Source organism: Candidatus Megaera venefica (assembly GCF_034554655.1).
GTDB classification, from domain to species: domain Bacteria; phylum Pseudomonadota; class Alphaproteobacteria; order Rickettsiales; family Rickettsiaceae; genus Megaera_A; species Megaera_A venefica.
The window spans coordinates 1-7,038 of record NZ_JARJFB010000103.1 but is presented as its reverse complement, the minus strand read 5'-3'; the positions used below and the strand labels follow the sequence as shown (position 1 = coordinate 7,038).

At 34.9% G+C, this 7,038-nt stretch carries 8 protein-coding genes; 4 read left to right on the top strand and 4 right to left on the bottom strand.

From position 1 onward, the window contains the following. The 4 genes from Megvenef_RS06520 to Megvenef_RS06505 form a co-directional block, all read right to left on the bottom strand. The coding region (locus Megvenef_RS06520) for a transposase (protein ID WP_322776028.1) at positions 1-328 on the bottom strand (328 nt) is incomplete at its 3' end. 117 nt (positions 329-445) lie between these two features. Then, entirely contained in the window at positions 446-658 is a 213-nt protein-coding gene (locus Megvenef_RS06515) for a hypothetical protein (RefSeq protein WP_322777169.1), read from the bottom strand. 559 nt (positions 659-1,217) lie between these two features. Further along, positions 1,218-4,394: an isoleucine--tRNA ligase gene (ileS, locus tag Megvenef_RS06510; RefSeq protein WP_322777168.1), complete on the bottom strand. Its 3,177-nt coding sequence runs from the start codon at positions 4,392-4,394 to the stop codon at positions 1,218-1,220. A 23-nt stretch (positions 4,395-4,417) separates the two neighbouring features. After that, complete coding sequence (locus tag Megvenef_RS06505; protein ID WP_322777167.1) at positions 4,418-5,047, bottom strand: COQ9 family protein; 630 nt, start codon at positions 5,045-5,047, stop codon at positions 4,418-4,420. A gap of 88 nt (positions 5,048-5,135) precedes the next feature. Between Megvenef_RS06505 and rpsU the strand changes: the two genes are divergently transcribed. The 4 genes from rpsU to Megvenef_RS06485 all read left to right on the top strand — a co-directional run. After that, positions 5,136-5,339 carry a 30S ribosomal protein S21 gene (gene rpsU / locus Megvenef_RS06500; RefSeq protein ID WP_322777166.1) on the top strand — a complete coding sequence of 68 codons (204 nt, stop codon included), beginning with the start codon at positions 5,136-5,138 and terminating at the stop codon, positions 5,337-5,339. 303 nt (positions 5,340-5,642) lie between these two features. After that, positions 5,643-5,957 (top strand): hypothetical protein, encoded by a 315-nt coding sequence (locus Megvenef_RS06495; protein WP_322777165.1) that lies wholly within the window; start codon positions 5,643-5,645, stop codon positions 5,955-5,957. Positions 5,958-5,980: 23 nt separating this feature from the next. Next, complete coding sequence (locus Megvenef_RS06490) at positions 5,981-6,445, top strand: hypothetical protein (protein ID WP_322777164.1); 465 nt, start codon at positions 5,981-5,983, stop codon at positions 6,443-6,445. Between the two features lie 265 nt (positions 6,446-6,710). After that, positions 6,711-7,038 (top strand): transposase (locus Megvenef_RS06485; protein WP_322776028.1); only part of this gene is annotated, 328 nt, incomplete at its 3' end.

Sequence of the window (7,038 nt, the reverse complement as noted above, 5' to 3'; positions counted from 1 at the left end):
CTTCAGACACATCAAGATCTTGCTGCAAATATTCATAACCACAAAAATATTGCCAATAAATATTTTCCTTTAGCTCTTCCTCCGTAAACGAATCAGAACCGTTGTACATAGCTTGAAGCATTGATAGTGCTAGCATTACTCTATGATCTTTCTTATTTCTACCAAATTGCTTGATTTCAATGTTAGGCAATGCTCTGGCTTCAAGTTCAGACCAATTTACTAAATCCCTTAGTTTATATAACTTGTTTTTAGGATTTAGTTTTGTAGATAATTTCTCTTCAAATAACCTTTCTTGTTTTTGGAGAAAAGTAATATTTTCTATAGGCATAATTTTAAAATCCGTAAGCTTTATGCGGTAATTATACCATTTTCTTATGGATTTTGTAAGCTGTTTATGACATGAAACCCCTTGTTAATTCAGGCGGGGAGAGTTTTGACGGAGGGACTATTTAGTATATAAAAAACGAGCCGTCTCTTTTGCAAGCTCTTTCATTTGTACCGAATTAATAACACCTGAAATGTAAGAAACTGCCGATTTTCCATCATGGTCCAATACAAATGGATTTGCTCCTTGACCAATAAGTATACACATTTCTGCAACATCACCAACTTTCGCAGCCCTAATAATTTCTGTTTGTAGTATTTTTTTGTCAGTCATGATTTCCTTTTTTTCATATTAAAAACAAAATAAAAAGAGCTTAAGACGGCTCTCTTAATTTTAACACTAAAGGAATGATAATTATTTTTTATTCCCAACTCTAAAAGTACCGGGGGGATCGCAAACCGTTAACAACAGTTATGAAAATGACTTTAGGAAGAATTTTTTTCTTATCCATAACAATCACCATTTCTCCAATATTATAAATCGACGATCAATCAATTTACAACTAAAACGGCTACGTTAACAAGGTTTTGAAACCCCAGAGCTTATTACCACGATAAAAGAGTAAATAACTAATATTACAAAGTCAAGCTAAATATCGGCACACACACTCAACCATGCTTCAGGTTTTGTTATATAGAACTTAGAAGCAAAGTATCTGCAGCCCAATAAATTTGAAAAATTATGACGAATGAGCATAACTTTACAAATAAAGTTATGCTCTGAAGGGTATAATACCAAATCCCAGATTAAATGAGACAACTGAACTTCAGTACGAGCTTGCGCAGCCTATACTTATAGGTGAGCACAAGGAAGATCCACAAAATTCTTTGGATCATTTAAAAATGGGATTTGGTATAACTCGTTTTATCATTATCTCTACACTATGTTCAAATAAAGGGGCTTGAGTCTTATAGTCAGGCTTAAATCCCAAATTAAACTTGCTCAAGGTCTGATCACAAATAAGTTTTTCATGCTCTTCAATTACCGAAGATAAATCATAATCAGATTTTAGCTCCAACTCAATCCGGTCAGACACATTAAATTCCGCATCTTTTCTGGCTTGCTGAACAAGCCTAATTATATCTCTGGCTATTCCCTCGCCTTCAAGAGACGCTGTTATCTCTAAATCAAGCAGAATCATCCCTTGATTTGAAGATAATGGCTTAGCCCCCTTGTTTGCACGCGGCACAAGTACCATTGAGTACTCCTCAGATAATAAGTCCTCACCTGAAATGTTTAATTTATTGTCATTGACTTGCCAATTTCCAGCTTTAGAAGCTAAGATAATTTCTTTCATTTTATTTGGTAATCTTTTACCAAGAACTGGAAAATTGATAGATAGCTTTTGATCCGCATTGCCTGATAGGTCATCACTAAACAAGATTGATTTTACATTAATTTCATCTTTGATTAAATCAATAAACTCTTGAAATTTATTACTATTTTCAGTAATAATTTTAATAGCGGAAAGGGGCTGCCTTACTCTAATATTCTCAGCACTCCTAATGAATAAAGCCGTACTACAGATATCAAGAACTTGATCCATTACTGCAACCAACTCATGCTCTATTTTTATCTCTTCTAACTTAGGAAAATTAGTTAAATGGACACTTTTTTCGCTGGGGTTTAGCCCCAAATAAATATGCTCTGCAATAAGTGGAAGAAGCGATGACATAGCTTTTGTCATTGTGACTAAACAACTATATAAAGTATTATAGGAGTCTAACTTATCTTGATCCTGATCAGCTTTCCAAAAGCGAGCTCTACTTCTCCTAATATACCAATTATTTAATACTTCAAAAAAGGAGGAAATCACTTCATACGAAGAAGAACTATCATACGAATCCATATTCTTCTCAATCGCAGTTACTGCAATTTTTAATTTTGAGATAATATATCGATCAAGAACATTTTGAGACTTAAAGCTCATTTGTGCTTGGATTTTATCAATATTTGCATATAAACAAAAAAAGTGGTACGCGTTCCAAATTGGCTTTATAAATAGTCTGAGACTATCAAAAACCATTTTTCCATCTTTATCAATTAGCAACTCTTGCCCCCGAACTACACTTGAGGAAAGCATAGTAACTCTTAGCGCATCAGCACCGTATTTCTCAAATAACTCTAAGGGATCGGCGTAGTTATTTAGCCTCTTAGATAGTTTTTGTCCTGTGGCATCCAAAATAACACCATGACAAATACAATTCAAAAATGGAGGACGATCAAACAAAGCAGTTGATAAGACCATCAAAGTATAAAACCATCCCCTAGTTTGTGCTGAATATTCAACAATGAAATCAGCAGGGAAATGGTTCTCAAACCATTCTTTATTTTCAAAAGGATAATGCACCTGTCCATACGGCATCGATCCGCTTTCAAACCAACAATCAAAAACATCCCCTACTCTTCGCATCATTGATTTACCGGTCGGATCATCCGGATTAGGGCGCGTCAACTCATCAATAAAAGGCTTATGCAAATCGTCTAATTTTACGCTAAAATCTTTTTCTAGCTCTTCAATTGAGCCATACACATCAATTCTTGGATATTTCGGATCGTCTGATCTCCATACCGGAATTGGCGTGCCCCAAAAACGATTACGACTTATGGACCAGTCTCGTGCATTTTCAAGCCATTTACCAAATAAACCATCTTTGATATGACCTGGTATCCAGTTGATTTCTTGGTTAAGTTCAACCATACGGTCTTTAAATGCCGTTACTTTTACATACCATGAAGGTACTGCCTTATAAATCAGGGGCGTATCGGTTCTCCAACAATGCGGATAGTTATGGATATATTGTTCGGTTTTTATCCAACTACCTTGTTCTTTTAGTTTAATAATAATTGGGTCATTTGCTTCAAAAACTTGAGTTCCCTCAAAGTCATTTACTTCACTAGTAAACTTCCCTGCATTATCGACAGGACACACCAGTTCAATCCCTTCTTTTTCGCAAATAATCTGATCATCTTCGCCAAAACCAGGAGCCATATGTACTATACCAGTACCATCTCCCTCAACAACGAAATCAGCAGCGAAAACTTTAAAGCTATTTGGATGAGTTTTAAAATAGTCAAATAAAGGCTGATAGCTTAATCCTTTTAGGTTTTCGCCCTTAATAGTGACTAATTCAGTATTTTCATTTATCCCTAATTCCTTGGCATAATTTTTAACAGCAAACTCACCAATAATGTAACATATATTTTCTTTCACTACGCACGCATAATTTATCTCTGCGCTAATTGCCAAGGCCAAATTAGACGGCAAAGTCCATGGAGTTGTTGTCCATGCTAAAATACGATATTCATCGCAACCACTCGTAGCTCCATTTGGCATGTCATTTAATTTAAAGCTAACAGTAATTGCCTTATCAGCCCTTTCCCTATAAGAGTTATCCAACCTAGTTTCAAAGTTTGATAATGGAGTTTCGCATGCCCAAGAATAAGGCATAACCCTCATCGACTCATATATTAAACCTTTTTTATATAATTCCTTAAATGCCCAAAGTACTGACTCCATATAGCCAGTATCCATAGTTTTATAGGAGTTTTTAAAGTCTACCCACCTGGCTTGACGGTTTACATATTTTTCCCAATCCTGAGAATATTTCATCACTGAACTACGGCAAAAATCATTGAATTTATCAACACCATACTCATTAATCGCTATACGCCCTGAAAACCCAAGCTCCTTTTCTGCCCCCATTTCTGCTGGTAGTCCATGACAGTCCCAACCAAACCTACGCTCTACCTTTTTACCCTTAGTTGTTTGGTACCTTGCATAAGTATCCTTTACAAAACCGGTAAGCAAGTGACCATAATGAGGTAACCCATTAGCAAACGGTGGGCCGTCATAAAAAACAAACTCATTATCTGCAGACGTTGAATTCCTATTATCAATAGATTGCTGAAAAATATTATTTTCTTGCCAATATTTAAGAATTTGATTTTCTATTTGTGGAAAATCTACGTTTGATATTACTTCGGGATAATGATTTTTATTGCTCATACATTTGATATTTTAATTTATTTTCAAGAAAAGAGCCTAGCAATAGGAATATCTTCTATTTTTGGCATCTTGATATTGTTCTTAAAACTAGCAATATTGATAATATTATCAAGTGCATTTTTGATAAAATCTTTAGTGTCTTTATGGTTTTCTGAATTATCACCAAAATAAAATACCTGAGCTGCTGCATACACACTAAGAAGTAGACCTCTTTTGGTATAATAATTAAAGTCACTGGACTTATCACCAGCATATTTCCAAATTATATCACAACTACGGCACGCTACTTCTGTACCAGAAATAATGTTTGTAGGCACTAAGTAATAACCAAAGAACCTCATCGCTACTTTTTTCGTTATCACTCCAAAAATCCTAATTTCAAGGGCTAGAGCGATTTGATCACGTATTTTTTTAGGTTTATCTAATTCAAGTAATTTTTCAAGCATCTGACTATCAAGCCACCCTTCCAAAGAACTTACTATTTCTTGTGTACCTGATGGAAAAATTATATGACGATATCCAGTATCAAGGCCCATATTAGATTCAGCTAAGTTAATTAGATCTTCTGACCAAGATGCAGTCTCTAGCAACTTCAATAACTCTTTAAAGAAGTTAATTCTTATTACCTGCTGTTTCTTTTCGACATCGCTCATTTTGTAACCTTTTCACTTGACAGCCTCGCTAACTATATAGATAATGAACTCTTATTACAACAAAATGCCGACCAGGAGGTAATTTCTAGTGGCAGTACATATTAGTGTTCATGGTGGAAACAGCGAAAAAGCAATCAGCGATCTTAAAAGAAAGATGCAGAGAGAGCTGGTATTCCGTCAAATGAAGACATCTCGTTTTTATGAAACACCTTCTTCGAAGAGAGTTCGTGAAAAACAAGAGTCTGATAGACGTATAAGAAAAAACAACCGCAGAAAGAGAATGGAAGGCTAATTCTCAGGGCGTTGTTAGTTGAATTTTAAAAAGCTTCAGTGTTTACGCTGAAGCTTTTTTGTTTTAAACAATAACCAGCAAAACTATAAAGAGTTCCACTAGACTTAGGCTAGTATAAGAGCGCATATCAAATTGGGTGATTAAATACCTATCATGACAAAAAGGACTTATGTAGCATCACATATAGATTAACGTATATTAATACACTTGACAAAATCAATACGCTATGTTTATATGCACATAGCATATAGACAATCCATTGCCTACTAACAATTATAAATATAAAACACAAGGAATATTACTATGTCAAAACTAAAATTAACTACTCCTAATGTTCAAAGTTTCTGTCAACTAGCGACTAATCTTAATGGAGGAAACGCCGGGAATGCGGGCATAATGCATATTAATGGAGGCGTTCTAGGAACACAAGCCAATCCATCAACAGTTAATAATGTTAATGATATCGAAGTGGAAAACAACCATAACCTTACTATTACAGATAGCACTACTCACATAGCTGTAATTAATCTTACCTCTGGTACCATTAACCTTCACAATAGCCATGTGGCTAATGGGGCCAGCATACTAATGTTGTTGTTGGCAATAATAGTACATTAAACATCACTGGAACTGATATTTGCATGGGTTCTTTAACAGTAAACTTAAATTCAACTCTTAACTTTACTCACAATGGGCATAATTATATTTTCCAAACTCCAAATGCGATAGGTATTATTGGTAACAATGCTGCTGTAGTAGTTCAAAACATGGATAAACTACTTACTATCTGTGAGTTTATAAACAATAAATGGATGAATGATAGTGTTTTTGCTCTTGAAGAAATATGCTATTTAAGAGACTACCAAAAGTTAGATCTTAATTTTGTCAGCCTTTTTATGGAACAAAATAAGATGGTAAGTACAAGTGCTATAAATCGCTTTATCGCTCAAAACTATTTCGAGTTTGCAGACATAACTCATGACATCAATCTAACTGGCAGCACCTTAGAAGGAGCTGGCCCTTACAATATTACAGAAGAGATCTGTTCTTGGCTTAAGCTTGATGATGTCAAGCTATTTGGTGATGCACCTTCAGCAGAAGTATAAGCATTATAATTTGACATAGCCCTTCTTTTATGTCATTCCCGCGCAGGCGGAATCTAGAAAAGCTAGTCTTCACCTGGATTCCCGCCTGCGCGGGAATAACAATTACTCTGTAATAAATTACGCTATCTCAAGTTGATTTACTACATAGTCCCTCCGTCAAAACTCTCCCCGCCTGAATTAACAAGGGGTTTCATGTCATAAACAGCTTACAAAATCCATAAGAAAATGGTATAATTACCGCATAAAGCTTACGGATTTTAAAATTATGCCTATAGAAAATATTACTTTTCTCCAAAAACAAGAAAGGTTATTTGAAGAGAAATTATCTACAAAACTAAATCCTAAAAACAAGTTATATAAACTAAGGGATTTAGTAAATTGGTCTGAACTTGAAGCCAGAGCATTGCCTAACATTGAAATCAAGCAATTTGGTAGAAATAAGAAAGATCATAGAGTAATGCTAGCACTATCAATGCTTCAAGCTATGTACAACGGTTCTGATTCGTTTACGGAGGAAGAGCTAAAGGAAAATATTTATTGGCAATATTTTTGTGGTTATGAATATTTGCAGCAAGATCTTGATGTGTCTGAAG

Bases quoted from the DNA above. Each gene is read 5' to 3' on its own strand.
- Megvenef_RS06515 (WP_322777169.1), bottom strand. From the start codon at position 658: ATGACTGACAAAAAAATACTACAAACAGAAATTATTAGGGCTGCGAAA.
- ileS (WP_322777168.1), bottom strand. From the start codon at position 4,394: ATGAGCAATAAAAATCATTATCCCGAAGTAATATCAAACGTAGATTTT.
- Megvenef_RS06505 (WP_322777167.1), bottom strand. From the start codon at position 5,047: ATGAGCGATGTCGAAAAGAAACAGCAGGTAATAAGAATTAACTTCTTT.
- Megvenef_RS06495 (WP_322777165.1), top strand. From the start codon at position 5,643: ATGTCAAAACTAAAATTAACTACTCCTAATGTTCAAAGTTTCTGTCAA.
- Megvenef_RS06490 (WP_322777164.1), top strand. From the start codon at position 5,981: ATGGGTTCTTTAACAGTAAACTTAAATTCAACTCTTAACTTTACTCAC.